Annotated in this window: 36 protein-coding genes; 32 read left to right on the top strand and 4 right to left on the bottom strand. The window is 40.8% G+C overall.

Annotated features, from left to right (window positions below; translation table 11 throughout):
- Window positions 1-12: 12 nt before the first annotated feature.
- From ABHN01_RS00545 to ABHN01_RS00505, 9 genes are all read left to right on the top strand, one after another.
- Entirely contained in the window at window positions 13-4,011 is a 3,999-nt protein-coding gene (locus ABHN01_RS00545) for a transglycosylase SLT domain-containing protein (protein ID WP_429873926.1), read from the top strand.
- Complete coding sequence (locus ABHN01_RS00540; protein ID WP_429873925.1) at window positions 4,011-6,092, top strand: hypothetical protein; 2,082 nt, start codon at window positions 4,011-4,013, stop codon at window positions 6,090-6,092. The genes ABHN01_RS00545 and ABHN01_RS00540 overlap by 1 nt, the downstream gene beginning before the upstream one ends.
- Entirely contained in the window at window positions 6,089-6,373 is a 285-nt protein-coding gene (locus tag ABHN01_RS00535) for a hypothetical protein (RefSeq protein WP_429873924.1), read from the top strand. Before ABHN01_RS00540 ends, ABHN01_RS00535 begins: the two co-directional genes overlap by 4 nt.
- Before the next feature lies 1 nt (window position 6,374).
- The gene (locus tag ABHN01_RS00530) at window positions 6,375-8,492 is read left to right on the top strand and encodes a hypothetical protein (protein ID WP_429873923.1); all 2,118 of its coding nucleotides are present in this window, start codon (window positions 6,375-6,377) and stop codon (window positions 8,490-8,492) included.
- Window positions 8,493-8,520: 28 nt separating this feature from the next.
- A complete protein-coding gene (locus ABHN01_RS00525) occupies window positions 8,521-9,855 on the top strand; it encodes a hypothetical protein (RefSeq protein WP_429873922.1) in 1,335 nt (444 codons plus the stop codon).
- 314 nt (window positions 9,856-10,169) lie between these two features.
- Window positions 10,170-10,538 carry a hypothetical protein gene (locus ABHN01_RS00520; RefSeq protein WP_429873921.1) on the top strand — a complete coding sequence of 123 codons (369 nt, stop codon included), beginning with the start codon at window positions 10,170-10,172 and terminating at the stop codon, window positions 10,536-10,538.
- On the top strand, window positions 10,538-11,290 hold the full coding sequence (locus ABHN01_RS00515; protein ID WP_429873920.1) for an N-acetylmuramoyl-L-alanine amidase: 753 nt from the start codon (window positions 10,538-10,540) through the stop codon (window positions 11,288-11,290). Before ABHN01_RS00520 ends, ABHN01_RS00515 begins: the two co-directional genes overlap by 1 nt.
- Window positions 11,291-11,527: a phage holin gene (locus ABHN01_RS00510; RefSeq protein WP_429873919.1), complete on the top strand. Its 237-nt coding sequence runs from the start codon at window positions 11,291-11,293 to the stop codon at window positions 11,525-11,527.
- 172 nt (window positions 11,528-11,699) lie between these two features.
- Window positions 11,700-12,215, top strand: coding sequence for a hypothetical protein (locus tag ABHN01_RS00505; protein WP_429873918.1), 516 nt, complete (start codon window positions 11,700-11,702; stop codon window positions 12,213-12,215).
- Between the two features lie 984 nt (window positions 12,216-13,199).
- On the opposite strand, the gene ABHN01_RS00500 is transcribed toward ABHN01_RS00505, so the two are convergent.
- Window positions 13,200-13,355: a hypothetical protein gene (locus ABHN01_RS00500; RefSeq protein WP_429873917.1), complete on the bottom strand. Its 156-nt coding sequence runs from the start codon at window positions 13,353-13,355 to the stop codon at window positions 13,200-13,202.
- 630 nt (window positions 13,356-13,985) lie between these two features.
- On the opposite strand from ABHN01_RS00500, the gene ABHN01_RS00495 reads away from it, so the two are divergent.
- From ABHN01_RS00495 to ABHN01_RS00385, 23 genes are all read left to right on the top strand, one after another.
- Window positions 13,986-14,573 carry a recombinase family protein gene (locus ABHN01_RS00495; RefSeq protein WP_429873916.1) on the top strand — a complete coding sequence of 196 codons (588 nt, stop codon included), beginning with the start codon at window positions 13,986-13,988 and terminating at the stop codon, window positions 14,571-14,573.
- A 36-nt stretch (window positions 14,574-14,609) separates the two neighbouring features.
- A complete protein-coding gene (locus ABHN01_RS00490; RefSeq protein ID WP_429873915.1) occupies window positions 14,610-14,888 on the top strand; it encodes a hypothetical protein in 279 nt (92 codons plus the stop codon).
- Between the two features lie 19 nt (window positions 14,889-14,907).
- Window positions 14,908-15,147, top strand: coding sequence for a hypothetical protein (locus tag ABHN01_RS00485; protein ID WP_429873914.1), 240 nt, complete (start codon window positions 14,908-14,910; stop codon window positions 15,145-15,147).
- Between the two features lie 329 nt (window positions 15,148-15,476).
- Window positions 15,477-15,662 (top strand): hypothetical protein, encoded by a 186-nt coding sequence (locus tag ABHN01_RS00480; RefSeq protein ID WP_429873913.1) that lies wholly within the window; start codon window positions 15,477-15,479, stop codon window positions 15,660-15,662.
- A gap of 282 nt (window positions 15,663-15,944) precedes the next feature.
- Window positions 15,945-16,112, top strand: a complete 168-nt coding sequence (locus ABHN01_RS00475) for a hypothetical protein (protein WP_429873912.1) — start codon at window positions 15,945-15,947, stop codon at window positions 16,110-16,112.
- Between the two features lie 623 nt (window positions 16,113-16,735).
- The gene (locus ABHN01_RS00470; RefSeq protein WP_429873911.1) at window positions 16,736-17,005 is read left to right on the top strand and encodes a helix-turn-helix transcriptional regulator; all 270 of its coding nucleotides are present in this window, start codon (window positions 16,736-16,738) and stop codon (window positions 17,003-17,005) included.
- Between the two features lie 472 nt (window positions 17,006-17,477).
- A complete protein-coding gene (locus ABHN01_RS00465; protein WP_429873910.1) occupies window positions 17,478-17,690 on the top strand; it encodes a hypothetical protein in 213 nt (70 codons plus the stop codon).
- 71 nt (window positions 17,691-17,761) lie between these two features.
- Window positions 17,762-17,953: a hypothetical protein gene (locus ABHN01_RS00460; protein WP_429873909.1), complete on the top strand. Its 192-nt coding sequence runs from the start codon at window positions 17,762-17,764 to the stop codon at window positions 17,951-17,953.
- A 97-nt stretch (window positions 17,954-18,050) separates the two neighbouring features.
- The gene (locus ABHN01_RS00455) at window positions 18,051-19,652 is read left to right on the top strand and encodes a DNA cytosine methyltransferase (RefSeq protein ID WP_429873908.1); all 1,602 of its coding nucleotides are present in this window, start codon (window positions 18,051-18,053) and stop codon (window positions 19,650-19,652) included.
- Entirely contained in the window at window positions 19,630-20,049 is a 420-nt protein-coding gene (locus ABHN01_RS00450) for a hypothetical protein (RefSeq protein ID WP_429873907.1), read from the top strand. Before ABHN01_RS00455 ends, ABHN01_RS00450 begins: the two co-directional genes overlap by 23 nt.
- Complete coding sequence (locus ABHN01_RS00445; RefSeq protein ID WP_429873906.1) at window positions 20,046-20,243, top strand: hypothetical protein; 198 nt, start codon at window positions 20,046-20,048, stop codon at window positions 20,241-20,243. Before ABHN01_RS00450 ends, ABHN01_RS00445 begins: the two co-directional genes overlap by 4 nt.
- A 93-nt stretch (window positions 20,244-20,336) precedes the next feature.
- Window positions 20,337-20,654: a hypothetical protein gene (locus tag ABHN01_RS00440; protein ID WP_429873905.1), complete on the top strand. Its 318-nt coding sequence runs from the start codon at window positions 20,337-20,339 to the stop codon at window positions 20,652-20,654.
- Window positions 20,647-20,841, top strand: coding sequence for a hypothetical protein (locus tag ABHN01_RS00435; protein WP_429873904.1), 195 nt, complete (start codon window positions 20,647-20,649; stop codon window positions 20,839-20,841). The genes ABHN01_RS00440 and ABHN01_RS00435 overlap by 8 nt, the downstream gene beginning before the upstream one ends.
- Window positions 20,838-21,032: a hypothetical protein gene (locus tag ABHN01_RS00430; protein WP_429873903.1), complete on the top strand. Its 195-nt coding sequence runs from the start codon at window positions 20,838-20,840 to the stop codon at window positions 21,030-21,032. The genes ABHN01_RS00435 and ABHN01_RS00430 overlap by 4 nt, the downstream gene beginning before the upstream one ends.
- A complete protein-coding gene (locus tag ABHN01_RS00425) occupies window positions 21,029-21,274 on the top strand; it encodes a hypothetical protein (protein ID WP_429873902.1) in 246 nt (81 codons plus the stop codon). Before ABHN01_RS00430 ends, ABHN01_RS00425 begins: the two co-directional genes overlap by 4 nt.
- A complete protein-coding gene (locus ABHN01_RS00420) occupies window positions 21,271-21,774 on the top strand; it encodes a hypothetical protein (RefSeq protein ID WP_429873901.1) in 504 nt (167 codons plus the stop codon). The genes ABHN01_RS00425 and ABHN01_RS00420 overlap by 4 nt, the downstream gene beginning before the upstream one ends.
- 185 nt (window positions 21,775-21,959) lie before the next feature.
- Window positions 21,960-22,655: a hypothetical protein gene (locus ABHN01_RS00415; protein WP_429873900.1), complete on the top strand. Its 696-nt coding sequence runs from the start codon at window positions 21,960-21,962 to the stop codon at window positions 22,653-22,655.
- Between the two features lie 316 nt (window positions 22,656-22,971).
- Window positions 22,972-23,166: a hypothetical protein gene (locus ABHN01_RS00410; RefSeq protein ID WP_429873899.1), complete on the top strand. Its 195-nt coding sequence runs from the start codon at window positions 22,972-22,974 to the stop codon at window positions 23,164-23,166.
- A gap of 97 nt (window positions 23,167-23,263) precedes the next feature.
- Complete coding sequence (locus ABHN01_RS00405) at window positions 23,264-23,446, top strand: hypothetical protein (protein WP_429873898.1); 183 nt, start codon at window positions 23,264-23,266, stop codon at window positions 23,444-23,446.
- Between the two features lie 61 nt (window positions 23,447-23,507).
- On the top strand, window positions 23,508-23,774 hold the full coding sequence (locus ABHN01_RS00400; protein WP_429873897.1) for a hypothetical protein: 267 nt from the start codon (window positions 23,508-23,510) through the stop codon (window positions 23,772-23,774).
- A 53-nt stretch (window positions 23,775-23,827) separates the two neighbouring features.
- Entirely contained in the window at window positions 23,828-24,049 is a 222-nt protein-coding gene (locus tag ABHN01_RS00395; RefSeq protein ID WP_429873896.1) for a hypothetical protein, read from the top strand.
- Between the two features lie 18 nt (window positions 24,050-24,067).
- Window positions 24,068-24,334: a hypothetical protein gene (locus ABHN01_RS00390; protein ID WP_429873895.1), complete on the top strand. Its 267-nt coding sequence runs from the start codon at window positions 24,068-24,070 to the stop codon at window positions 24,332-24,334.
- Window position 24,335: 1 nt separating this feature from the next.
- Entirely contained in the window at window positions 24,336-24,542 is a 207-nt protein-coding gene (locus tag ABHN01_RS00385; protein WP_429873894.1) for a hypothetical protein, read from the top strand.
- A 272-nt stretch (window positions 24,543-24,814) separates the two neighbouring features.
- Here the strand turns inward: ABHN01_RS00385 and ABHN01_RS00380 are convergent, their stop codons facing one another.
- From ABHN01_RS00380 to ABHN01_RS00370, 3 genes are all read right to left on the bottom strand, one after another.
- Window positions 24,815-25,561: a type II toxin-antitoxin system PemK/MazF family toxin gene (locus tag ABHN01_RS00380; protein WP_429873893.1), complete on the bottom strand. Its 747-nt coding sequence runs from the start codon at window positions 25,559-25,561 to the stop codon at window positions 24,815-24,817.
- A gap of 97 nt (window positions 25,562-25,658) precedes the next feature.
- Window positions 25,659-25,811 (bottom strand): hypothetical protein, encoded by a 153-nt coding sequence (locus tag ABHN01_RS00375; RefSeq protein ID WP_429873892.1) that lies wholly within the window; start codon window positions 25,809-25,811, stop codon window positions 25,659-25,661.
- The coding region (locus ABHN01_RS00370) for a hypothetical protein (protein ID WP_429873891.1) at window positions 25,811-26,399 on the bottom strand (589 nt) is incomplete at its 5' end. The genes ABHN01_RS00370 and ABHN01_RS00375, both read right to left, overlap by 1 nt.

Here is a 26,399-nt window from a genome sequence, read left to right as displayed (position 1 = left end):
AGGGGGTAGAGCATGGCAACGATAGGACGTTCCAATATCGAGATCACAGCAGATGATCGACAAGCCAATCGGACATTCACGAATTTTTTCAAAACCGTCGAAGCGAGCGGCAGGAGATTTAAAAAGAGAATGTCCGATTATACCCCATTTGAAGAATTGGAACGCGGCGTTCAGAGATTCGGAAAGACGATCGGAAAACCAATCCGTGATTTACCAAATCATTTAAAACCATTTCATCAGGCATTGGATAAAACGCGTAAAGAGTTGCGGGATACATCGGAATACGGATCAGTCTCTTTAAATGAGATGAGCGATTCGGCAATTAAAACACAAGTCGAATTAAACAAACTTTTCAGTGTATCAGGGAGCGGTAAAAAGGCGATCAAGTCTATCCATGATTTGAACGAGGCAACGAAAGAGACGCAGCTTGCCGTTCTTGGATTGAATAAAGAAGGAAAGATCAAGATTTCTCCAGAGGAATCGACCAAACGATTATTACGTTTCCGATCCGAGTTAAAAGATACCGAACGGCAGCTCGAAGCCTTGCGAGATGCGGGCGATTTCGCATCATATGAAGAAGGAATGAGAGTTGTCGAGCGGAAGTTAGCCGACGTCGATAAAGCGATGAGAGCGGCGGCTAAGGGCGGCAGATCGTACGATCAGATGTTGCATGAGTTAGGCGTCAATACGAGTTCTCAGGCGAACCGTATGGCGATCGCAATGGAAGCATATAAGGATCGTTTCATTCGTTCAGTCGAAGAAATGCAAGCGAGGTCCACCCAATCAAAGAAGATGATGGATTTCCTTCCTGAGACATCTAATATTCAAAGGGTGGATCGGTTCTTTTTGGGTATTGGGGATCGTCTGGAGAACATCGCGAAGCAAGGTACAGCGGCGAGTCTTGCATTAAAGATACTCGGCCCTAATCGCAGTATGAAAGATTTAGCGGACATGACTCGGGTGATAAATACGGGTCTCATGAGAATGCAACAGGTCTCATTGGTAACAAGTATCGCGGTCGGGTTGATCACTGCGGCATTATTTAAAATGGCAAAGGGGCCTGACGTTCAGGATGTCTTGAAGCAACAGGCGGACGCGTGGGATAAATACGCGCAAGCGGTCGATGATCGAACGAAAGAGATTTTGAATACATGGGGATTCTTCGAAAAAGCATCGATCGAGAAAACAAAAGGTACGACTTTAATAAAGAATCTTCAAAGCCAGGTCACAGCTTTACAGGATTGGCAAAAAAATCTCGATACATTAGTTAGGCGCGGCGTCAATTCTGCTTTTGTTCAGAATTTGCGAGAGTTGGGACCAGAAGCGGCGGGACAGGTTGCGGCATTAGCGAACATGACGCGTCTTGAATTAGATAAATACGTCGCGTTATGGAAAGAAAGGTCGCGATTAGCACGAGAAGCAGCCGTGACCGAATTGGAGTATTTGAAGCGGCAAACACAAAAAACGGTTCGGGAATTGCAGAACAGTTTAACCCCTCTCGGCATCTCTCTGGAGAAGTTTAAGAATGCGGCAGGAAAGGCGGCACAGCCTTTTATTGAATTATGGGGACAGATTGCGTCGAAAGTGTTGGATGTAGCAACATCGATTTCGAATCTTATCAATCGTTTAAACGAAATGAACCCATCGATTTCAGCGGCGGCGGGAATGTTTGCTTATCTTGCGTTGTCGATGTCGTTGATCCTTTCTCCAATGGCGATCGGTATCGGCAGGGCTAACGGCATGAGAGCGGCATTTACTTATGTATTTAATATCATCAGACCTTTTGCGACAGGTATGTTAAGGATCGCGGGCGTCGTCGGTATAGCATCAGGGGCGATTGTTATAATCGGCGGTTCTCTTATGAAGATGTGGTCATCTTCTGAAAAATTGCGGACAGCGGTCGGTAATCTTTGGATTCAGTTGAAAAACGGTGTATCACAAGCCCTTTATCCTTTACAAGATTCTCTGAAAGATTTAAAAGAATCATTCATGACGTTTTTGAACACGTTAATCGGTCAAGATGCGAAGGATGCGAAGTCGTTTTGGAAGGGTCTCGGGGATTTATTGGCAAAAGGTTTAAATTACCTTGCGTTGTATGTGATCCCTCCTTTGATCGATGCATTCGCGGGATTGGTTAAAATTCTTTCAACAGCGGCGACTTGGTTGAGTAAAGTTCTTGATTGGGTGAATCAATGGGAAGGGTCGATACCGATCATTTACGGTATATCAGCGGCGTTTGCAACGTGGGTCATTATCAAAAAGGTGACAGGATATATCGAGACATTGCAGATCGTGATGTTAATTGCAGGGGGACACATTTCGAAATTTGCGAAAGCCATTTGGTTATTACTTACACCTGCAGGAAGGATCGCAGCTGCTACAAAGATTTGGACAGCGGCGCAAGCGGCGTTGAATTTGGTTCTTCTAGCGAATCCGATCGGTTTGGTGATCGCGGTTCTCGTTGGACTCGGTGTTGCATTTTTCGTAGCATACAACAAGTCAGAGAAGTTCAGAAACGGTGTGAACAAGGTTCTCGGTGGATTGAGAACGTTCTTTACCAATATCGATAAATGGTATAAGGATTTTAGTGCCAAGACTTCAGCATTTTGGGGCAATTTCTTTACTAAGATCGATAGTTTCCATAAGAAAGCGAGTTCGGGAGCATCTACCTTTTGGAGTAATCTCGGAAGTAAGATTGATGGATTTCACAGCAAAGAAAGTAAGAATTCTTCCGCCTTTTGGTCGGGTTTATGGTCTAAGATCGATGGCTTTCATAAAAAGGGAAGTTCCGGTGCATCGAAATTCTGGTCTAGCTTAGGTAATAAGATTGATTCGTTCCATAGCAAGGCAAGTTCTAAGGCGAGCACAACATGGGGAAGAATCGGAACGACATTCGATAATTTCCATTCGACCCAGAGCAGAAAATCAGGGTCTTTCTGGAGTAATTTAGGGACAATCATCCTTAAAGCGGCGGGAAGAATTACAAGTGGTGTAACAAAAGGATGGACGACATTAAAAACAAAAACATCGAGTCTCTTTTCCAGCCTTTGGACGACGGTTACAGGAAAGATCGGGGATATTGCAAGTGAAGCGGGCAAAATTCCGGGGAAGATCGGATCAGCGATCAGCAAAAAGATTTCTTCTGCCACAAAATCCATGACGAGCCTTGCAAGTGCCCTTGTAAAGCGGTTTAAGGAAGCCCTTCATATCAATTCACCTTCAGGCGTTTTCTATGATATGGCGGGTCATATTATCGCAGGTTTAACCAACGGTCTATCTGCCGGAAATTTAAAAGAGTTAGGAACAAAAGTCTTTAAAGATTTCGCGGGCGGAGCCTTTAGTTCTTTGGATGCGATCAAGTCATGGTTAAAAGGCGGATTCAACGTAAGCGGCAAAGTAAGCGGCAATGTCTCGAGTTGGTTAAAACAAGCGATGGCCCTTACAAATACACCAATGAGTTGGTTGGGCGGTCTCCAGACGATCGCACAGCATGAATCCGGCGGAAATCCTCTGGCTCGAAATAATTGGGACATTAACGCAAAACGAGGGACGCCATCGATGGGTTTAATGCAAACTATCCTTCCGACCTTTAATGCTTATAAGCTTCCGGGGTTAGGCAACATTCTTAATCCGGTAGCAAACGCAGTTGCGGCGATCCGATACATTAAGAAACGATATAAATCGATCTTCAATGTTCCGGGGATCAAAAGCATGATGCGCGGCGGCCCGTATAAGGGATATGCAAAAGGCGGCTTCTTCTTAGACGGTGCTCAGATGGGAATTTTTGGCGAGGGTGGCCCCGAGATGGCGCTGCCTCTGATCGGGAAAAATATGCTTCCGTACAGCCTAGCAGTCGCCCAGAATTTGAAATCTCTTCTCGGTGGAGAGATCGGCGGAAGTACGGTTCACAATCATTATTGGAACGTGCAAGCGGATCAGATCAATGAAGTATCGAAGATGATTACTATGATTAATGGAGTCACACAGTCCGTCAATAAGGGGGCGAGATAGTGGCAGAAACAAGAGAATATATCGCCCGTTGGCTCGGTGTCTGGAGACAGGATACAGGAGCATATACGGGCGGCGGAACCCCTATTAAAACAGGGGGAAGCGTTAATTATATTTCCTTATTTGGTTTTTATTCTGAATTAAAAGAGGATATCAATTCATCGAAAATCCCGGTAACGGTCAAGTTAAGGATTTACGCGACAAATGGGGCGCAGATGGATATTCATTTGCATCGGTCGTCAGCGAATACGTCGTCAAGCCCAGTCCCGGCGCATGATTATACGGGGTTACATCCAGATTTTGCAACAGGGATATTCAGTGAAACAAATATAACGGATTTCCCTGCGGGTCACACGTTAAAGTTAGCATCAGGGCAAATGTCAACGTTTGTCGGGGCATTCAACAGCGGTTATGAAGGGATTGCTCTTACCTCAACGACCCCTAGTGATTACGGGGAGGCATATGGGGCATCTCGTAACGGTTATGAGGTAAAGGTTCTTGTAACTGGTGAATGGAATACACCACCCGGAAAGCCGACAGTGACGTATCCTAACGGCGGAGAGACGATTTCAGGATCAACTACCGTTACATGGAACGCGGCGACGGATGCAGAGGAACCACAAAGCAAGCTCAGGTATCAAGTCGCGGTATATGATGGGACATGGAATTATCTTCCGTTAACCGGAGCGGGAGTCTTATCTCAAGAAGTTGATTTCAGTCAGTTCAAAGAATCGTCAGTCGCGAAAGTCGCGGTACATGCATTCGATTCCTACATTGATTACGATCACGGGAATTATGGTGTTTATGATTATTCAGACGGAGTATTCACCATAAAGCACAACATCGGCCCGACGACACCGACGAATTTAAGTCCTGCAAATGGTGTCAGTATTGATATCAGCGAGATTCAGAGATTCACATGGGTTCATAACGATAGTGATGCTCAATCGCGTTATGAAATCAGGTGGAGAGTTCAGGGGACAAGTACCTGGACAACGGTTACAAAAGATACGACAGATCAGTTTCATAATTTCAATGGGAACACTTTCCCGAATGATGATATCGAATGGCAAGTCAGAACGTATGACCAGTCGCAACAGGCGTCGCCGTGGTCAGTGTTGGGGGTGTTTTTTGGCGCCAATCCCTCAGACAGACCTGAAATTATATCACCTGTCCCGAATGAGTCTATATCAACTTCAAACCCTGTTGTGCAATGGTCGTCCATAGATCAAGAGAGTTTTGATCTGGAAGTTTGGCAGGGCGGAACGCAAGTGTGGGACTTGGAGAGGGTATCGGGAAACAAGGCTCAAACGATTGATTATAATCTTTCGACGGGACAAACCTATGAAATTCGGTTAAGGGTAAAGAATTTCGGCGGAGTTTGGTCGGATTATGCATCAGTTACCATCAATACAGAATTTACTTCTCCTTCTCAGGCGAACGTTGAATTGATGATAGACGAGGAAAGAGGTTCAATTTCGATCGACATTGAGAATCCATCGAATTCACCTATCATCGCAATTCATAACAATATCTATCGAAGAAAAGTCGGTGAAATCGATTGGTTAAAGATCGCAGACAAGATCCCTCCAAACCTATATTTTACCGATTTTACGCCAGCTTCAGGAATCAGTTATGAATATATGGTGGAGACATGGGGAGTGAATGGAACGTTTACCAATTCGATGATCGTATCAGCAGCCATCTTTTTAAATGATTCGCAGGTCGCGGTCGTGACGAATCCTGATTTATGGGTCTCTCTGAAATGGAATCCATCGAAAAAGTTTGATTTTACGGTTACTCGTGCTCAAATGGCTTTTAATAATCGGGTCAATCCAGTTTCGGAGTTCGGTCAGAATGAAGGATATACAATCAGTCTTTCATTCGCATTAAGAAGCGATGAAGAATTGGACATGATTCAAAATATCATTCAAAGCAAACAAACTCTCTTATTTCGCGATTCTCGTGGAAGAAGGGTGTTTTGTACGTCAGACAGTTTAAGCATCGAGGACGGTAAAGGAAAAGAGCGATACAACATCTCTTTTAATCCTGAAAGAGTTTATTTCCAAGAGGGGATATCATGAGAGATTTGAGTCGAAACGGATATACCCATCAAGAAGTGATGAACCTATTACATGGGATTTATGGTCAAAGGGAAATCAAGTTCAAATATCTTCTTCTCGATAAAGACGAAAAATTAAAAGATGAATTATTCGAAGTTACGGGCGGACAGGTTGAAATGTCTGCCTTTTCCGATATTAAAAAAACCGCACGTTTTTCCCTTCGAGATGAGATCGTGACCGAGAAATTGACAGAAGCGACGACATTGGAAACTTATCAAGATTTTAGATTGGGGGAAATGTAAAATGCCTAATTACACACCGAATTATGGATTGTATCAACCTTCAGATGTTACGGATTCTTTTGGATCAACATTCCTTCCAGAAACAACAAGGACGATGGGGGTCATCGACGATCTGTTAAAGGAATTATTTGATGGAGCAGCTGGAGGCGGAGCAAGTGGAGACATTATTTTTCTTCCGTCCGGCGGAGATGATACAGCGGCATTTCAAACGGCGTTAAATGATGCAGTTGCTCAAAACAAAAGATTGGTTGTGGGGGGGACATATACCCTTAGTTCTCCGGTGACAGTAACCGGCAGGATCGAGATTCTTTCGTATAACGCGGTGTTTAATGTTACGCATAAAAACACTGCGTTAACCTTCATCGGAACGAATAAGAATCTGACGCCAACAGCGACGACTTACAATGCGGGCGATGATTTTTTAGTTCTTTCTTCAACGGCAGGAATAGAGAAAGGCGATCTAGTGAGGTTTTGTGCCACTACTGAACAATATCATCCATCCCGTAGTTATTATTATAAAGGCGGTTCTGTTGTGGTCACTCATGTTCAATCAGACCGTATTTATTTCTCGGATGCATTGCCTTTCAGTATGGCGGCGATCGATGTAGTGCAAATCTATAAGCCCGGACAAGTTAAGATCGAAGGTCGAATGGATGTTATTAATACAGCGACAAGCACCACCCAAACATCGGTATCAGCAGGAAGCATGGGGGTAAAGTTGGAAAGATGCGCGGGGTTTGAAGTCGAGGGTTTATTTGTCGATGGTTTTGATACGAACATCACCCCGGTATTTTGCACAGGGGGAACGTTCAGGTCATGCCGTACAGGACGCGCGTATTATTGGACGGTCAGCGGTACGACAAACGTCAATTCCGGCGGGTCATACGGATTTTCAACGGTATCATCAAGGGATATTCATTATGAGGATTGTCATACCCGATCTGGACGACATGGGCATACAGGCGGCGGCAATGAACCTCTAGATCGTATTTCTTTCAAAAATTGTTCCTTCTTTAATGAACATGAATTGCAGACAACGGCAGGATTTTCGGTTCAATATGCTTTTGATTTGCATGATAACGCAATCAAGATCGATTTTGAGAATTGCGATTTTGATTCGTTTACGATCATCGGAAATTGTACAATGACAAATTGTACGGTTCACCACAAGGGACGAACGGATTCTTCCTATAAACCGGGGGATGATCCGATGAAGAACAGTTATATTTTCGATAATGTGATCTTTCCGAATGTGGGTTCGTTGCGTTGTGTAGGTGCCATGCAATCAGGGGGAACCTGGACAGGTCAAGACAGGATTTCAAACATCACCTTGCGTAATGTAGTAACTTCCGGAACGTTTATCTTGTATGCAGCCATGAGTTCTCCTCAAGGGGCGAACAATGCCAGCGCACCAACGGTTACGATCAACGATCTGACCATTGAAAATTGTAAAAACGTTCATTTCTGGGCAAAGGATAATATCAACAATTTGACTTTACGAAATGTGTATAATGATCAGAGTTACAACCATTTGTATCAAATTGCTCCTGCATCACCGTTCACTAGCGCTACAGGTAAATTGGACAATATTTTGATCGAGAACTGCCATTTTGGAAACAAGTATCTGGGGATGAATTTAACCAATTTCGGAAAAATGACGATCATTAATTCCGACGTGTTGTCAACTGCGGAAACCGCAGGACGTTTCTTGTTCCAAACCACAGGAGCACGCGTGATTATGATCGGATCAGATTTTTCAGCCCTCCAGCAAGGTATTAACTTCAATTTAGGGAGCGGTTCTGGTAAGCGTACGATCATTGATTCACCCTACACGCTCTATGGAGCAACCGGTGATGTGGCCATTTTGAACGAAACGGTTTTGAGATCGAAAGTCGGTCAATCCACACAAAACGGAGACGGAACAAAGACGGCATTCACGATCGCGCATGGTTTGGGAGTTACGCCTTCTTCATGGATCGTACAGGAAGCGAGCGCAGCTGCGGGGACCTCTGAAATTAGTTATGTGACAGCAGACGCAACCAATTTGACAGTTAATTTCAAGACAGCACCTGCAACGGGAACCGGGAATGTGGTCATGAATTGGCGAGTCGATGTGTAACGCACACCCCTAAAGGAGGTGTTTTTTTATGGCCCGATTAATGGATTTATCGTACAAATCACAGGAAGTCACGAGACAAAAGGTCGATTGGTTAAGTGATCGGATTCAACCTGTAATCTGTTTCAAAATGCCAAACAAGCGAAAGACAGTGACGGTCGAGAATCCGAGGGTGAATCTCTTCAATAAAGACACGGTAACGACGGCGAGTTTTGTCAATTATACAACAGGAGCGATCGGGGCATCTTCGGCAGGAAATACAGCAAGCGATTGGATTTCCGTCAATCCTTCAACCCCTTATGTCAGTACAGGATTAAGGCTTTCTGCTTCTGCGGGAGTCGCCTTTTATGACAGTGACAAAAAGTACATTTCGGGTACTCAACAGCCAACATGGACAACTCCATCCAATGCAGTTTTTATGCGTGTCACGGTGAATAACGCGGAATTAAACACGGCATCGGTGATGGAAGATCGACCGGACAGTGAATCTCATTATGAATTCGAAGAGGGGCGATGGATCGAGTTTCCTTTAGGGATTTTTCTTCTCAGCACTCCAGTAAGAAAAGAAGTCAATCAAGAAGTTTATCGAGAAGTCGATGCTTACGATGGGTTGGTCGTTCTGGAGGAAGATAAGTTCTCGGATCGGTACACGATCAAAGCGGGAAGCGGATATTATTCCGTCATGGTCGATATCTTATCGAGTGCGGGGATCAAGAAATATAATGTTGAATTCTCGGACAAGGTTCTTCCAAACGATATGGAGTATGAACCAGGAACAAGTAAACGATCAGTTCTGAATGATCTTGCAAGTCAGATCAATTTTACTCCGTTTTGGGTCGATGAGTATGGTTATTATACATCATCGAAGTATGTTTCACCGCAGGACAAGACCCCATCTTATGAGTATATTGATGATCTTGAAATGTCGGTCGTCTTCAATGGAATGGAGGAAGAACTTGATCTCTATAGTGTTCCTAACGTCTGGACAGTGGTCTATTCCAACATCGACAGCGAAGGAACGAATACAACCTATTTGAGATCGTCTTATCGAAATGAAAATCCTGATAGTATCACATCTATTCCGAGTCGTGGAAGGAATATCGTCGATTATCGGGAGGTCGAAAACATAGCGGATCAGGAATCACTCGATGCATACACGGAGAGGATCGCGTTCGAAGCGTCTCAAGTGTATGGAAAACTTCAATTCACGACTGCGATTATGCCGTTCCATCGGTATGCAGACACTTTATATATTCGAAATTCAAATCTTGCCATCGATGGCAAGTATTCAGAGACATCATGGAGCATTCCTTTTGATGTTGGGGGAGAAATGCGCCATGAGGTGCGAAAGGTGGTCATGATCTAAGTGTTATCCAGTGATCACCTTATCTCATTGATTCGGAAAGTCTCAACTCAGGTCATTCGTGATCGGCGGGATTTAGTGGAGAGTTTTGTTCAAGGAACGATCGATCCGAGTTATGTCTCAGGGCGACCGAAGGTTCGTTTTGACGGTGAAACTCTCGTGAGTGGAAAACAGTATCCGTATCTCTCCAGTTATACACCGGCGGCGAATGACGTTGTTATTCTTGCTCGTATAAGTGGGACTTACATCATTCTAGGTAAGAAAATGTAAAAGCCTTGTACAGGGCTTTTTTTTATGCCTGAAAGGTGGTGATGCCTATGGATGGGATTGTGTCGGGGTTGGAATCCTTCGCCGACAGTCAAGCACCCTGGTTAATGCTTTTTGTCGCGTTTCTCGGGGCGATGATGTGGATGTCGTGGAAATCCAAAATTCTCGATGCCGAAACACAAAAGGAAGTGAGGGAATCCGACAAGGCAGCTCACATGATGCGGCAAGCAAAACTAGATGAAATTCATTCAGAAATCAGAGCGGATGCAATAAGAGAGAGAACGCTTTTACTCGGTATCATCCAAGAGCAATCAAAAACTTTAGACAAAATCTCCGAGACTCAGATCGTCATTCAGGATGCATTAAAAGAAATCCAGTATGACACTAAAAAACTTCGAATGAGGAAGGAGTCAGATTGATGAATTTGGTCGTTTATGTAGACGCCGGACATGGCCCGGATACACCCGGAAAAAGATCCCCGGACGGAAGTTTGAGAGAACATTTTTTCAATCATGCAACGGCAGTCATGCTTATGGGAGCATTAACGGAATATGAGGATGTAACAGTCGTTCAGACCTATAACCATGCAGAAGATACCCCTCTCAAAGCCCGAACAGATAAGGCGAATGCAATGTTTGTAAATGATCGGGCGAAGATTCAATCAGGAGATGAAAAACAAATATTCATCTCCATTCATGCAAACGCGATGACTAACGAATGGACAGATCATGCGGGAATCGAGACATGGGTTTATACAGAACCTTCAAACGAATCTTTAAACCTTGCCTCTCATGTTCAGAATCGATTGATCCGTAATACAGGTCGAAAGAACAGAGGGGTTAAACGTGGGAATCTTCATATCGTCCGTGAAACTCAAATGCCAGCGATCCTCGTTGAATCAGGATTCATGACAAATCGCGAGGAATGCGAGCTGTTAAAAACAAAAGAGTATCAGCAATTGATCGCGACATCGATCGAACAGGGTATCGCCGATGTATACGGCATCAAGAAAAAAGCAGAAACAACACCACCAAAAGCACCGGATCAAGAACCTTCTGCAATTTACAAGGTTCAGGTCGGTGCTTTTTCTTTACGTGAAAACGCGGAACGAATGGTCTCCGATCTGAAAAAGAAAGGAATCACGGCGATTATTACAAAGGAGGACGAGTAGATGATCCCGTCTGTTGATACAACCGAGGACAAGATTAGGTTTATAATCGCGATGTTAGCAGCTATTAAAGTTTTTATCGGCACATTGGGATATAATTTCTTTACCGATGAACAATTAGTTGCTTTGGAGAATCTTATTCCTTTTGGTTTTGTGATCTATGCAACATGGAAAAACAATTACATCACGAAGAAGGGTGAGAAGCAAAAAGCGATCTTGAAACGGAATAATCTTGTATAAAAAAGGGTCGAATCGAGAATTTACACAAAATTTACAATCCTCTAAAGTCCTTAATAATCCTATAGAAATGAGAACCTCATATGGTAATTATGGGGTTCTTTTTCTTTTTTTAGCACACGTAAAGAGAACAACATACGAATTGTATAATATAACATATATAGGGAGTGAGATCATGTTAGAATTAAAGGTTTCAGATAATGAAAAGACAATGGAGCTTAAATGGGATGGGTACGAAAAGAAAAAAGAAGAGGTTATGGTTAAGGGATTATTGAAATCTTTTAATATAGATGTTTCCGATTTTTTCGATGAAGAGATCAAGAAGGATCAGGAAAAGCAGTACAAGTCAGGGTATCAGTTATTTAAAAACGACATTAAAGGATTACATAAGCCACAATCAGAATATAACACATCTGGCTATTCGAAGGAAATGGGTGTCCGTACGATCTTAGGAACGAAGCATTACCAAACGTTTTATATTTGCCCAGAATGCGGCAATAAGGGGAAACATTTCGTTCCAGACGGGGCAAGAAAGATCAATTGTCATAAACCGGATTGTTCTCATGAAATGCCTGTTCGATTAGCAGATAGCAGAGGATTACCACATCAAGACGAATTCGGTAATTATTTTATAGCGGGTGATTTCAAACGAACATTAAAGGATAAGGAAGAAGAAGATCAGGCTTCTTGATTGAAATTAGTAAGGGTTAAGTAAGTTCAGGGGCGATTGACGCCCCTTTATTTTGATCTTAATAATGTTTTGTAGTTGAAGTAGTATACAGTTAATGGTAGTATTAAATTATGGTGTATGAACCCAGATTCAGATTATATTTTCCCTTAAACAAAAGTATTGCTTTTTAGGAAGGGGCTGCAAACCCTTTCTACATGTTTAGGATACTCGCAATATCCTAAACGCCAAGAAAGAAGGGGCTCACAAACCCTTCTTATTACTTTTTGGTTCTATTATTGCTCATTTGAACGATCCTCAGCGTAACAGTAAGGAGCGAACAAACAGCAATAATTGTGTTTGCATCTGTTCTGAGCGATAACTCGGACGGACGAAAGAGAAGGGTTGGCAGACCCTTCTTTTTTATTTGCAATTAATCATATAGTTACAAAGGAATCAAAAGATAATTGCAACAGAGAGGCCGTCAGCAACATCATTTTTTAAAAAACAGGTTTATCAGATCAAAAAACGGGGAAAAGAAATGAATTATAACTCCCCTATAAAATAGATGAGCAAGTAAAAAAGGAACTCATAGAAAGGGTTCCTTTTTTCGTGTCTCATTAAAATAACGGATTTTTGTTTCAGAAAAGATGATGAAAATGCGTTAACTTTGTTTACAGAGCACTAAAAAATGGTATACTTATGGTGCAAGTCGATTAAACTAGCAACGAGGGGTGGTTCCCTCGCGAGGGTGGTTCCCTCGTCATTCGATGGTTTAACGACATCGTTAAGCATCAAGATCATTAACGTTCGAAGAGCATTCAGGGGTGGTTCCCTGGATGTTCTTTTTTTATGGAAAGAAAGTCTTTCCCATCCTCGATCGTCTCTCCCGGGATTCGAGTGCTGAATGGCCTCTCAGGGGTGGTCAGTCCCTGAGTGCAGCTGCCATGAGTCACGAGCATGTTCCAGACAATCTTCAATTAAGTAATTCTAAGGTGTTCTATTGTCTTACATGAAAAATTGGATGTAGCCAAGAAGCATGGTACCCAAAGCGGCGATACCGAGGCATACATTTTTAAAGCGTTCGCCATTGCTGGCGGGTTGTTTCTTTTTTGTCTCTTTTTTAGAGACGCGGTCTTTTTGTTGTTGCGGTTTTTTTATCATTCGATGGTCTCCCTTCTCGGGAGGTATTTCAGCACCTGTTTATATTATATTCTCTGTTGGAGACATTTACCATGCCTATGTGAGCACCCCGTCTCTTCGTTGCTGAAATAACCCCTGTAATTCCCCTTCATCCAGTATGAAACAAAGTGATTAAATATCTATTTTATTTCTTTGTTTTTTTTGCATCGCATTCCCCCTTTCAATGAATCATACGAAGTCTGAAATCTTATCGCGCATTTATTTTCAGTTCGTCGTTCGTTCATTACCTAGCGCCGGGATTATAACAGAATTTTTCGGGATTGAAAACAATAATTTACATGTCAATTTTTGGTTCATCTTTACCGCCCAAAAGTATATAATCTTTGAGTTGATTTAGTCAAGGAATATTCAGAATTTTATATTCTCCCTTCTTTTGAAAAAATTTTTTAAAATTTCGTACAACCCTTCATAAAAAGTACAAAGTGTTGTATATTAGATTATGAAGTGGACGTCTAAAAGTTTCAAGTTCTGGACAGAGAGAACGCGGATCAATTTTGATCTATTTTTTTATATGTTATCTGTCTAAAAGTTAGTCTAAAATTATTCGTCTAAAAGAAATAATCTTTTAAACAAACTGGGGGTAATTGTAAAATGTTAATCGGTTATGCGAGGGTTTCGACCGTCGGGCAGACATTGGAAAGCCAAATCGAGCAGTTAGAAAAATATGGATGCGGGAAAATATTTAAAGAAAAAATGAGCGGCGCAAAATCAAAGAATCGTCCAGAATTAAATCAAGCTTTAGAATTTGCTCGGGAAGGTGATAAGATCGTCGTCACCAAAATTGACAGGTTAGCCCGATCCGTTCGTGATCTTCATAATATCGCGAATGAGTTGGAAGAGAAAGGTGTCAGTCTTGTTTTCATAAAAGAGCAGATCGATTTCAGTACCCCGGCAGGAAAATTCATGTTTACGATGTTAGGGGCAATTAGTGAGTTTGAACGGGGTTTAATCATCGAGCGAACATCAGAGGGTAGAGAACGGGCGAAGAGAGAAGGAAAGCATTTAGGACGTCCAAGCCAGGACGCTAAGGCGATTAAACGGGCGTTAAAGATGTATGCAGAACGAGAGATCAATAAAATGAGTGTGAACGATATAAGTAAAATGACAGGTGTTCCGAGATCAACGATCTATGCAGAGTTAAAAAATATTAAAGATAATCAGGAGGATCAGTCTTTATGATAAGGTGAGAAAAAGGCTTTAATCAGGAGGCAATTCGTGACGGATCAGGAATTAAGGGCTATTGTACTTTTCGCAGTCAAAAAGGAACGTGAGCGGCAGATCGCCAAAAGAGGAAAACAAAGGATGTCTTATGGACGTTGGTTGAAGATTTTAGTTGAAGAGGTCGGAGAAGTAGCCGAGGCCATGCAAAAGGATGAGGAATGGGCAAAGGATTCAGATTCCAATAACTTATTTGAAGAATGCATCCATGCAGCTGCTGTCTCTTTATCGATCGCGGAGCAAGTATTAGAAGAAGAGTTGAAACAGTATGTATAGTATAGAAGGAGGTTCGGGGATGCCATGTACATGTAAATTGGCATGGGGAGCGATTAGTAAATATGAGGCTGAAATATTTGTTAAATTAAAGAATGATTATCATAAAGTTCCTGTTTTTGCTGAGGAAATTAAAAAGAATAATAAGATAATGTATAGGGTGATTGGAGTGGATAAATCAACAGATAAATGCCCGGTACACAGATTGTTACTTTTTGGATTAAGGGATTCTGTTATGATTTATAAAAAAGGATTTGATTAAAAGCATGAAAAAAGAGAGCCACATCGCCTACTCCAATAAACGATGTTCTCTCTTTTTTCTTGTCGAATTTAACGTTGTTGGACGTTTGTTCTGAATTACGCTTTCCACCACAGAAAGCAGAACCGGAATAAATACATAATACCATAGGTTGTTCTCGAAAGGAATACAAATATTTAAATTCTTTTGTAAAAAAACACTTTACCGATTCCGTTAATGTAACTATAATAATAAATATAGAGTTCTCAAAAAGAGAACAATTAAGGGGATAAGTTTCTCCAGATAAATCATTCTCACGGTCGAATTAAGCAAATTGAAAAAGGAGGTAGAGAATGGAGGAAAGAAAGGGCAGTACAGTAGAATGGTGGAACCAAGTACCTAAATGGTGGAACGGATTGGATCAAGATTATTTTGAATGGATCAACGAAATGGAAGAAGATTTGGAGTGTGCACAAGACAGTTTATATAATGCATGTCTATGTTCTAAATGTATAAAAAGACAGAAGAATGAAGAATGACAATAAAAATTCCTTGTCGCCAATGTGATAAGTGCGGACAAGTAAAACCTGTTCGATATGTTGATATTCATGATGATTTTGAAAATCGAACGTATTATTCACAATGCAATGATGGATGTCTGGACATCTCAAAACATCATGATTGTATCTTTTGTAAAGAGATTGGCAAAAAGGTAAAAGCCACTCATCAATGCTACATCTCGGATCAATATTCTTTGAAACTTTGTTCCACTTGTGCCACGAAATTAAAAAATCTTTCAAAACCGGAGGAGGAAACCACAAATGGTGATTGAGGGAAAAATTCAAATTGATCCAGAGTCCAAAACGGTATCTATCCAATTAGAAAACGGCAGTCATTGTTTGCAACATTACCCACAAGGAGTGTTCAACTTTTTAACAGATGAAATTGAATTCATCAATAAGAATTTTTCAAAGCAAAAAATCGGTTAATCTTTTAAAACAACATCAATATCAACATTAATATCAATATTGTTATTTAGGTGAAGGTTCATATGAATCTTCATCTTTTTCTTTTTATAGGGTACCCGATCACAACGGCTAGGGGGTAGTCGTTCTCAACGGCTAGGGTAGTCTGTTAGAACGGCGGGGGTAGTCGTTCTCAACGGCTAGGATGGTCGCCCAGAACGGCACTAACTATATTCATTGAACTAGACTCATTGAAATAGATTTATAGAAATAGAATTATAATAATAGTGTTCTCAAAATGAATAAGATTTATACATCGAAAAGAAAATAAAAAAGTTCTTTACCGACCGATTAAAAGCCCGTATTATGAAAATATAAATTCTCATAAAGAGAATATTTAAAAGGAGATGAAATGTGAAAGAGTGTCCAGATTGTAACGGAAGCGGAGACGATGGGGGTCTGTTCGAAATAGAACCTTGTCCCTCATGTGAAGGTTCTGGAGTGGTTGACGGTGATTTCAAATCATGGTTACAAAATCTAATGGAAAGCAAGGTTGATAAATAGCAATTAAAGGGAGTTGCAGAATACCATAAGGAAAAGAAAGAGAGAGGATGATCTTCTCTCTTTTTATTAAAGGAGGGTATATCATGGCTAACAAGTTTATTGGGGTCAATTTAAAGAATTTGCGTTTCTGGTATGGTTTATCTCAAAAAGCGTTAGCGGACAAAATTGGAGTCAATGAGCGGCGCATATGGGAATATGAAAACGGATATCGTGATCCGGGGATGAACGAAGTTAATCAGTTAAAATCGATCTTTCATGTTAAGAGCAAGTATTTTTATAAAAATGATATGTTGGCAGGGAAAGAGTCGGTCGTAGATGTCAATCATATTTCGTTTCGTTTTTATGGAGATTGATTTCAATCTCTTTTTTTATGTCCAGAAAAAGATCGATATCATTATCGATAATAATATAAATATTAATATAAATATTTACCGAAATGTACTTTACCTCCTTTATAAACACCTGTATATTAATAATATAAGTTCTCGTAAAGAGAACAATTAAATGGAGGTAAATATAATGACAATTAAAGAACTAATCCAATTGAATTCAACATTACTTTTAGGGTACTTGCTCCATAATAAGAGATTGACAACAGGGCAAAGGGAAGCAATAGAAAAGGAATTAATATCAAGAGGGGTATTAATGGGGGCGTAGACGCCCTCTTTTTTTTATAAGAAAGTTTTGGATTATCGATATTAATATCGATATTTTTATTTATAAAAATATAAATATTTACCAAAATATACTTTACCTCCTTTATAAACACCTGTATATTAATAATATAAGTTCTCGTAAGGAGAACGATAAAAACGGAGGGATGAGATGACGGTTTTTGTAAAGCCCGTACCTGGCAAGAAGTTCAAAGAAGTACATTACAAAGGAGAGTTTTTGACTTATCTATATTTTGATCAAAGTGGTTATGTGGTTGATTTGGTGGATGGTCAAGGTTATGGAGGACAGTCTGATCCATTTCCAACAGCAGCTCAAGCGATCGGCAAGGCGTTAAGTTATTACAAGGGTTTCAAAAAAGCGTAAAAACGGGGGAGATTATTTTCCCCTAAATATCAATATCAATATCAATAATTATATAAAGGAGAATATCGATAATGTTCAATTCAGAGTTTTTGCAACAGGCAGAAGCGGCGAGACATCTTTATCAGATCAATAAAATCAGCAGGAAGGAAGCAGCCGAGAAGATCATGCCTTATATCAATGAGTTTAATGAACGATCCAAGTCGATCGCGAAGAAGTACGGCAGACGGCCTCAAGTGATCTCTTTTGCGAAATTCTGCCGATGAATCGATTACGGAAAAATCATGACGTTTGATGAGTTTAACCACCACATGAATGAATACAGGACATTGTTTCTTAAAAAAATGAAAAGGCGGAATCGGAATGACAACAAAATATAAGGCGATGCATCTATTTTGCGGGATCGGCGGCGGATCATTAGGATTCGGAAGATCCAAAACAGAGTATAAAGGCGCGGTCGGTCAATTTGAAAATATATGCGGCATAGATGCCGATCCAGAGATAGTTAAGGATTATGAAAGGATCACAGGTTCAAAGGGAGTTTGCATGGATTTGTTCTCCAGAGATCAATATATCGATTTTCACGGTCAAGAGCCTCCGGAAGATTGGAGAGAAGTGACGGGGGATGATATCTGGATGGCGGCAGGATGCCAAGCACCTGATGTCGTGTTTACATCTCCACCTTGCAAGGGCTTCTCAGGATTGTTACCTGAGAAATCAGCAAAAACAAGTAAGTATCAGGCATTGAATAAATTAACGGTTCGCGGCATTCGGTTGTGTTTGGATGCATTCGATCATGATCTTCCGTCTCTTTTCTTATTAGAGAATGTACCGAGGATCACATCGAGAGGAAAGAAGTTATTAGACGAGATTAAAGCGTTATTAATTTCCCGTGGTTATGTCGTCAGCGATGAGTCTCATGATTGCGGCGAGATCGGCGGGTTAGCACAGCATCGAAAACGATATCTCTTAATCGCACGTAATGAGGAAAAGATGAGCGCGTTCGTATATAAGCCAGTCGAAAAGAAGTTAAAGACGATCGGGGATGTATTTGGTCCCTTGCCTTTACCGGATGATGCAGCTGCTGGACCTCTTCATAAGATGCCGAATCTTCAATGGAAAACATGGGTGAGATTAGCATTGATCCCGGCGGGCGGCGATTGGAGAGATTTAAAAGATATAGATTGGGAGAATTACAGGATCGATCATTATCATGGGAGTGGATATGATAAGGTCGAAAAGAGGGATCGTACAGGCGTCACTGATCCAAAATTGAACGATCGAGATAGCAGACATCCAAACGTGTATAAAATCGAAAAATGGGACGAATCAAGCCCCACAGTGACGGGTAATCGATTCGGTTCCGGCGCACCTGCGATCAGTGATCCAAGAGTCGGATTTAAAGAAAATGCATCAAGTACATTTTACAAGGTTACGAGATGGGAAGAATCAGCAAGCACGATCACCGGAGCGTATCGTCCGAACAATGGTGCTCTCTCCATTCCTGATCCTAGATTCGGATGTTCAATGCGATCGGGAACGTTCGGTGTTATGGATTGGAACGAAGCGGCAAAGACAGTTACAGGTTCAGGCGATGTACACGCGGGATGTTCAGCAATTGCCGATCCAAGAATTCCAGAGGATACAGATAAAGGAGTGTTCGTCATTATTGCAGAGGACGGCACCTGGCATCGTCCATTGACCACATTCGAATTAGCCATGTTACAAGGATTCCCGTCTCATTTCGAGGATGGAGTTCCGTTCCAGTTAGAAGGAAAGAACGATGCAAGATGGAGAGAACGGATCGGAAATGCGGTTCCTCCAGAAGCAGCCGAGGCGATCGCGAACGTTATGTTATACGCGTTAATGGTCAGCGCGGCGGGCGAATGGGAATTAGGATTCACTGAAATTTGGGTTACTCCAGAGGAAGGAAGCGAAGAGAATGAGTTATCAATCTTACAATAAGGAAGAGGTAAAAGTTATGCAAGATTATAAAGAGTATATTCATAAGACGACAGGCCATGTAGTTCGCCTGTTCGGTTTACAGCCCAATGGGTTCTATAAGGTTCAAGAATTAGATTGGGTGTCAGGTCGTGAATACAAGGATGCTTATTTCATTTCAAAAGGGAATCTGGAAAAATGGAAAGAGAATTTCATGTGTGAAGATGATAGCTATATTTCGTTTCATCTTAAATTTAATAAAGGTGAGATCAGAAAGATCATGAGAGATAAGGGGATGACCGATCTTTCTGTAAAAGAATTAATGGAACAGGTGGATGAGATTTTGATCGAGTCTGCCGCCGATCAAGTTTGGTATGAAATCGGTTATATTGCTGAAAACAGAAAGGAATATGACGTATGAGCCTATCATTAAAGAAAGCGGTCGAGGATCGTTTGCAGGAGGTTCAGGATCAATTAAGTGATCGAGAAGATGTATTACGTCAAACGGATATAGAATTGGACGATTACGAAGAAGCAGACAATCAGGCGATGATCTTAGAGGGCAGGGTTCAGGAGTTATTGTGGTTCAAAAACCAGTTAGAACAGGGAAAATAATCCCTGTTTTTTTCTGTTTATATGTTCTCTTTTCGAGAACAGTATGGTATAATTTACTTGTAAGGAAGTTCATAAACGAAAGGATGTTGCGGAATGTCAGTATCGGAAGCAACGCGCGATGAGAAAAAAGCGATGAAGGATTGGTACAAAAGAAATTTCTCTTTTCCTTTTCCTTCTCCAGTAGAAGGGGAGATCAATCGAGGAACGGTTTATACTTCGGAATGGGGAGAAACATGGACAGATTGGTACATATTCGATGGGTGCGACATCGAACGTGTCATTCTATCTCTAGGAAAAGCAGGATACCCAGTGTTTGGAGCAACGTATCCTGAATCGATCCTTTTCCCGATGGATTTCAAAGTGATCCGGGATCGAGTTTTTGTTAAACAAGAAGGTCAACGAAATGAATAATATTATATATTCCATTGGGATGCCCGTCATGTATCGGGCGTTCCTCTCCAATGAAAAACAGTTCAAACAGTATGCGGCAGCTTATTTAAAAAAGAATCATCCAGAGATGGAACCGATCGTCGGTCAGAAGCCATCAATGACGATCCAATGCCGAATGAAATCAGACATAAAGGAAGGTTCAGCATGAGCAGTAATAAAGTAGTTGAATCGGTTTCATGGGTTGTCGATGAACCGGTTCAGTATTTCGGAAATCAGGAAACAGGTGCTTATTATAAATCGGTCGAGAGTGAAAATTGGTATGAATTACGACCGGATGGATGTGTGTTTGAAGTAGCGGGGGAAAGCCGAAACTATCGCGGAAAGGTGTGCTGTAGGTGATCGATATGACTTATCCAGAACAGAAATTAAGTGATGAATTGGGAAAGTTGGACAAGAACATCCGGTCAATCGAGTTAGAAATTCATTTCTTAGGAGTGCAGCTGCATCTATTAGATGTTCATAAAGAAGAACGGATCAATGAATGTAAAAAGGATTTAGCGGTTCAGGTCAACAGGAAAGAGCAAATCTTGGCGGTTCTTGATCTTATCAAGCGGTACCAATATGAAGGGGTGGAAGCATGAAAACTTGTCCGTATTGTGGAAGCGAAGTAGTCAGGAAAAAGAGGGACGCCTATTCATTGGGCGTCTGGACCTGTCAGTTATGTGTAATGAAGGTGAATCCGGTCGAGGATGGAGCGCGATCCAACAAATTCGAGATCAAGCAGATGATCTCCGAGGATGATTGCAGATTACCGTTAAGTGAGTTAATGACGTATCACACGTTCGATCTCCTTTTGGTTCTTAGGATATTACGCCAGCAACGGAGAGAGAATTTCGATCTTATGAGAACGATCAAAAAGGCGGATTCTCCAGAGTACAGAGAAGGGGAGCAGATCGCGGCAAATGAATACGAGTTGATCACCAGGAGGATGTGGGCGGTCGAGAATCTTCTTCTGGAGAGAGTGGGTTACATTCCAGAGGTTATCAGTGAAAAGTATTTAGAGAAGTATTTAGAGCGAATGAGCGAGGACAAGAATCACAAGCCGATGCAGTTCAAAAAGAGTTTCAAGAAGAGTTCATAAATGAATTAAAGGGGTTGTCTGTCAACGGTACCGGACGAAGGAGGATAAGGAGTTGACGGATGCCCTTTGCTTTTACCCCTTTTATGTACTTCAAAACCAAACGTTTTGAAGGCGAGGCCGATGCCGGGGAATCGGGGGTGTGGGGGAAAGCCACGGTTTAGATTTTAGAAAAGGAGAGGGTTGTTTTGAAAGAGTCTGAATTGTTTGCTCCAGTAAAAGAATTCCTTTTAGAAAATGGTTGTTCTGATGTTTATGGAGAGGTTTTGGATTGTGATGTTTTAGGAATAAATGGTGCTTGTAACATCATAGTTGAACTTAAAAAAACATTGAGTTTCAAATTAATTGACCAAGCTATTGAACGGTTAAGTTATGGCCATTATGTATATATTGCTATCCCTAACAGAAAAGGGCCTCTCCCAAGATGCGTAAAAAGGATTTTGGAAGAAAACAAAATTGGATTATTAATGTATAAAGAAATGCATGGTGAATTGTATAAAGAAATGTATGGTGAAGGTTTCATGCATGTTGAAATTCCGGCAAGATTCAACCGTTTAACAATTAGGAATCAATATTCGATTAGAAAATTTATTAGGGAATATCATAAAGATCAGGTTGGAGGAGTTAAAGGCGGCGAAGGAAAAACCGATTATTCAGTTATGATCGACAGCATAAAGGATTTCCTTGCTTATAGAAAACGTGGTCAATGGGTAACAATTGAGGAAATATTAAATAGTTGTGAGGTTTATTATGCGAAACCTAAACCAAGTCTGATTGCTACCCTCCAAGCTACTTGGAATCGTGGATGGTGTGAAACAAAAGTAGAAAATAAACAAAGATATTTTAGGCTAAAATCCGAAAAAATCTTTGGAATAGTTCAATAGAAAGGGGTTCTTAAAATGCAAGTATCTATAAACATAACTTGTGATTGTGGGGCTAAAATGACAATAACCCCTCCGAAAGTAATTCAATCTATGAAAATACAGAACAAGCATTTTGAGTTGAATTGCTGTTATTGTCAAGGTTTAGTCGGAAAGTTTTATTTTGATTTAGAAAAGGAGGAAGGATATTGATGGAACTTGCAGTCATATTAATTCCCATCTGTCTAATATCATTCGTTATGATTCTGATGTTAACTCAGATACAAAACACGCTTACGAGTTTACGGAATGAGGTTGAAAACGTTAGGACGGCGGCGGCATGGGCAAGTCATCACGCTTCACAGATAAGAGAAAAATTAGAAGAGGAAGAAAAGTAAAATGTGAAGGAGTAGTTAATTTGAAAAAATTTATCTTTTTTATTAAAGATTGGTATTCATTCGGGAAAGATCAGGGGTTTTTGTTTGCTTTAAAATACAAATTAGGAGTTGCAAAAGAGGGAAAAGATTTTGATTAATTACGAAGATAATCAAAAAGAGCAGTTAAATGCTGTTCTTTTCTTGTTCAGAAGTTGAATAGTAGACCCAAATTGCGACACAGAAAGGAGGATAAAAATGAGTATTGAAACCAAAAGAATGAGATGTGTAAACAACATTGATTATGAGGATTGCTTAACAAAAGGGGGAATTTATGACGTTGAAATGGAGAACTTGGGAAATGGTGAAAGCATGAAAAAATTAAATGATGATAATGGTGATTTCTTGCAAACGATGTTAGGAAGATTTGAAGAAGTGTAAGTCGCATTACGAAGATAATATAAAAAAAGAGCAGTCAGTTTAATCACCAGAAGAAAGGGAGATGAAAATGGAAGAAATAAAAATTCTTAAACCGTGTCCGTTTTGTGGAGGAAAGGCAGAAATTTCTGTTAGCGATGATGAAGGGAATCATCGCAATGAGGAATATGAAAATGACCCGTGGTCTGGGCTTTCCTTTAAAATACAACATGACCACGAAAGTAATAAAGGTTGCCCAATAGCGAATTTTGAAGAAGATGGTGGGACTGTTGGTGTTTACCTTTACGACAGTCGAGAGGAAGCTATTGAAGCTTGGAATAAACGTTTGTAGTAGTGAACATTCCGAATAAATCTTAATCTAATAAGTAAAGGGGAGATTAAATTGTGAACGTCCAGATCGGATTGTTTCAGGATGAAAAGCAAATTGAAGAACAGCGCAAAATACTTAACCTTCTGTTAGAATTATCATTAGATCAGATCGAGAAAAAGAAGTATCGAAATTTTTACGGCACACCTGCAGCTATCGCAGAAAAGCGGAAAGAGGTTGAAGAGTCTTTCAATCGGTTTCGGGATCGTGTCGTGAAAGCATTTCCGGGTGTTTATTAAACGAATGGAGGCTAGATCATGGGTAAAGGTAAAAATGTTTATTTCTTTGAATTAGACGGATCAGAAGGATATACAGAGGAAGCGAGGTACCAACATTCATGGGTTCGGTTCATCATGCACAAATCGTTAATCGAGCGGGTGAACAAAGAAGTTGAAGAAGTTTCAGGGGATGCAATGGGACTTGATTTTAGTTCTTTTGTAAATAATGCATTATTAGTCTATCTCAATTCGGAAGAGTGGGAACAAACGAAGCAACATTTTATAGATCAGAACAAGGAAGGGTAAAATGCCGAAAATATTGATTGATTTAGAACGAAGCATTTTAAACGGTATCACAACGTATTGGAAAGGTAATCGTCATGGTTATACAAACAGGATCGACGAGGCGGGCATCTTTTCAGATCAGGAAGCGGACAAAGAGGTTTCATCCGATTTTGATAAACGGACGGTCGCGGTGGATCAGAAAGTCGTGGATCGTCTGTTAAATAAATAAATAGAAGAAGGACACCATCAAGGCCTAGTAAGATGGTATCCTTCTTCTTTTCCGTTATGAGCTCTTCGGCTCTGATCAAATGGTTACTCTGCTTTACGCGCTTAACGCGATGGACTCAAAGGCCCGGAAATAATAGGTGTTGTCAGGTGTTGTTATGTTGTATATTACTAAATATATCCTATTTAGATATAAATATAACACATTATATGCGAAAATCAACAAAAAAGTGCTTACAGTTGTATATTAGATTTTGAAACATTTTATAGCATTGATTATGACGCATCTTCATCCGGTTGAATTGATCCACCTAATTCTTGTTCGAGCAGCTGGATTCGTTTCTCCAGATGATCGATTTTTTGTTTTTGTGTGTTGATCGTTTGTTCTTGATCGATCATTGTTGTGAGCATCAGGTCTTTATCGTTCAGCAGTTCATTGACGGTAAAGGGAGACAATAACGCCATAAGTTTGATATCAATCTCGGCGAGTATATCGCGATTGGTTATATATTGGAATTGTTCTATGATCCTCGATTTTGAAACATACCGAATTTGTTCCAGTTTAATCCCACAATTATTCGGCATATTAGCCTGGTCTTTTTTTCTTTTCTCAATATTGACATGTGTTTCGATTCCATCTTGATAACAAGGAGAAGAGATAGGGGCAACCAGGACACAATGACCATCGTCATAAAGGACGACGGCAGGATGTTCATAGGTTAATTCTTTACCGAAGTGTCCGAAAAAATCGACCATAAGGATTGTTCCCCGGCGGAAAGTGTAATCTAAGTATTTTGATTTAAATCCGATCTTTTTCTCTTTTACATAGGCTTCAAATCCGAGTAGCCAATGGATTCCTCGTTCCAAATCCCATTCACGAAAATCATCATCCAATGATCTCTTAATTTCATAGAGATCAAGTACGATCTGCGGATCATCTTTGACTTTCTTTTGGAAACAGAGGTTTCGTTGAGTCGTGGGGTCTTTCTTGGTCTGAGATTTATAATATTCTCTTGTTCTCAATATATATTCTCCTTTCGTAAAGTACCTTAATTTTAGCAGATTTTGGTTAATTCGAATACATAAAAAAAGAGCAGTCGGTCAGTTCACCGGCTGCTTTTTAATACAGAAGTTCAGTTGTAAGGTAGTTCAATACGTGATACAGCAGATAAAAGAAGATCAGTGTTTTGATTAAGCGGTGTTTCGGTTTCTTCCCTTTCTTTTCTTCTGCGGCACACATCGCCATGAACCATGCAGTTTCATATAGTTTCATTATTCCCACTCCTTTTTAGGTGATATATTGATTTCGATATCTTCGATATTTGCGTTAAACGAAACGGCGTTGATCTTCCAACCTTCTCCCGGGATGTCTCTCCATTCGATCCATTCTTTCTCGTTTGGTGAAAAAGCATCGTATCGGATATAAGTTGTGATCGTGTTGTTATTTTGATCTTTCTGGATATCAGCGATTTCAAATTGTTTGATCTCTCCCTTTACATAAGCGGTTTCGGTCGATAAAGGGGTCGATCCTGTTTTTACTTCTTCATCGTAAAATGATCCTAAACCGTACATTCCGAGCCATCTCTCTTTCTGGAATTCAACGGTGTACGTATTTTCGAAAAAGTCTTTGCTCATGATCTGTTCGGTGATATCGGTTATTTGTCCCGGTGTTCTCGTTTGACCTTCTTTAAAGTTATTCAGCAGATTTCTTGTCATGTTCTCAACAGTTTGAACATCTTTCTCGGTCACATTCTGTTCGGGTTCTTTCTTGTCTGCAACCGTAGGACGGGGAGCTGCCCCATCCTGTAACGGTCGATCCAGACGATCCGATATAATTATTGTTATTAATGTCAATGTTATT

This window comes from Fictibacillus sp. NRS-1165 (genome assembly GCF_050468105.1).
In the GTDB taxonomy this organism is placed as follows: domain Bacteria; phylum Bacillota; class Bacilli; order Bacillales; family Fictibacillaceae; genus Fictibacillus_C; species Fictibacillus_C terrinigri.
This window is presented reverse-complemented; position numbering and strand designations above follow the sequence as displayed.